Below are 2,679 nucleotides of genomic sequence, written 5' to 3' on the forward strand. Positions count from 1 at the left end.
TATGGGAAATCTCATCTTGAGGGGGGCTTCATGCTTAGATGCTTTCAGCACTTATCCCTTCCGCACATAGCTACCCAGCTATGCCCTTGGCAGAACAACTGGTACACCAGCGGTGCGTCCATCCCGGTCCTCTCGTACTAAGGACAGCTCCTCTCAAATTTCCTACGCCCACGACGGATAGGGACCGAACTGTCTCACGACGTTCTGAACCCAGCTCGCGTACCGCTTTAATGGGCGAACAGCCCAACCCTTGGGACCGACTACAGCCCCAGGATGCGATGAGCCGACATCGAGGTGCCAAACCTCCCCGTCGATGTGGACTCTTGGGGGAGATAAGCCTGTTATCCCCGGGGTAGCTTTTATCCGTTGAGCGATGGCCCTTCCATGCGGAACCACCGGATCACTAAGCCCGACTTTCGTCCCTGCTCGACTTGTAGGTCTCGCAGTCAAGCTCCCTTATGCCTTTGCACTCTACGAATGATTTCCAACCATTCTGAGGGAACCTTTGGGCGCCTCCGTTACACTTTAGGAGGCGACCGCCCCAGTCAAACTGCCCACCTGACACTGTCTCCCGGGTCGATAAGACCCGTAGGTTAGAATTTCAATACAGNNGTACCAAAATTCAATATCAGGCTACAGTAAAGCTCCACGGGGTCTTTCCGTCCTGTCGCGGGTAACCTGCATCTTCACAGGTACTATAATTTCACCGAGTCTCTGGTTGAGACAGTGCCCAAATCGTTACACCTTTCGTGCGGGTCGGAACTTACCCGACAAGGAATTTCGCTACCTTAGGACCGTTATAGTTACGGCCGCCGTTTACTGGGGCTTCAGTTCAGAGCTTCGCTTGCGCTAACCCCTCTCCTTAACCTTCCAGCACCGGGCAGGTGTCAGCCCCTATACTTCGCCTTACGGCTTCGCAGAGACCTGTGTTTTTGCTAAACAGTCGCTTGGGCCTATTCACTGCGGCTTTCCGTTAAGAAAGCACCCCTTCTCCCGAAGTTACGGGGTCATTTTGCCGAGTTCCTTAACCAGAGTTCTCTCGCTCACCTTAGGATTCTCTCCTCGCCTACCTGTGTCGGTTTGCGGTACAGGCACCTTTTATCTCGCTAGAAGCTTTTCTTGGCAGCGGGGAATCAAAGACTTCGCTCCATAAGGAGCTTCCCCATCACAGCTCAGCCTTCACGGTAAGCGGATTTGCCTACTTACCAGCCTAACTGCTTGGACGTGCACAACCAATCGCACGCTTCTTCTATCCTTCTGCGTCCCTCCATTGCTCAAACGATAAAGAGGTGGTACAGGAATATCAACCTGTTGTCCATCGCCTACGCCTGTCGGCCTCGGCTTAGGTCCTGACTAACCCTGAGCGGACGAGCCTTCCTCAGGAAACCTTAGGCATTCGGTGGACGGGATTCTCACCCGTCTTTCGCTACTCATACCGGCATTCTCACTTCTAAGCACTCCACCAGTCCTTCCGGTCTGACTTCACTGTCCTTAGAACGCTCCCCTACCACTGATACGTAAGTATCAATCCGCAGCTTCGGTGGTGTATTTAGCCCCGGTACATTTTCGGCGCAGAGTCACTCGACTAGTGAGCTATTACGCACTCTTTAAATGGTGGCTGCTTCTAAGCCAACATCCTAGTTGTCTAAGCAACTCCACATCCTTTTCCACTTAATACACACTTTGGGACCTTAGCTGGCGGTCTGGGCTGTTTCCCTTTTGACTACGGATCTTATCACTCGCAGTCTGACTCCCAAGGATAAGTCATTGGCATTCGGAGTTTGACTGAATTCGGTAATCCGATGAGGACCCCTAGTCCAATCAGTGCTCTACCTCCAAGACTCTAACACTTGAGGCTAGCCCTAAAGCTATTTCGGGGAGAACCAGCTATCTCCAGGTTCGATTGGAATTTCTCCGCTACCCACACCTCATCCCCGCACTTTTCAACGTGCGTGGGTTCGGGCCTCCATTCAGTGTTACCTGAACTTCACCCTGGACATGGGTAGATCACCTGGTTTCGGGTCTACGACCACGTACTAAACGCCCTATTCAGACTCGCTTTCGCTACGGCTCCGCCTCTTCNNTTAACGGGCTCTGACTATTTGTAGGCACACGGTTTCAGGATCTCTTTCACTCCCCTTCCGGGGTGCTTTTCACCTTTCCCTCACGGTACTGGTTCACTATCGATCACTAGGGAGTATTTAGCCTTGGGAGATGGTCCTCCCGGATTCCGACGGAATTTCACGTGTTCCGCCGTACTCAGGATACATTCAAGAGAGAACGAAGTTTCGACTACGGGGTTGTTACCCTCTGTGACGAGCCTTTCCAGACTGCTTCGTCTACCTCGTTCCTTTGTAACTCCGTATAGAATGTCCTACAACCCCAAGAGGCAAGCCTCTTGGTTTGGGCTAGATTCCGTTTCGCTCGCCGCTACTCAGGAAATCGCATTTGCTTTCTCTTCCTCCAGGTACTTAGATGTTTCAGTTCCCTGGGTCTGTCTTCCTTACCCTATGTATTCAGGTAAGGATACCATACCATTACGTATGGTGGGTTTCCCCATTCGGAAATCTTCGGATCAAAGCTTACTTACAGCTCCCCGAAGCATATCGGCGTTAGTCCCGTCCTTCATCGACTCCTAGTGTCAAGGCATCCACCGTGCGCCCTTTCTAACTTAACCAA

1 rRNA gene is annotated in these 2,679 nt (G+C 52.0%); it reads right to left on the minus strand.

The features are described 5' to 3' along the window. Positions 1–2,677: ribosomal RNA gene (locus CN288_RS08025) — 23S ribosomal RNA — on the minus strand; the annotation flags it as partial. Between the last annotated feature and the right edge of the window lie 2 nt (positions 2,678–2,679).

Origin of the sequence: Bacillus sp. AFS023182, assembly GCF_002560575.1 — a bacterium.
Classification (GTDB): Bacteria; Bacillota; Bacilli; order Bacillales; family Bacillaceae_G; genus Bacillus_A; species Bacillus_A arachidis.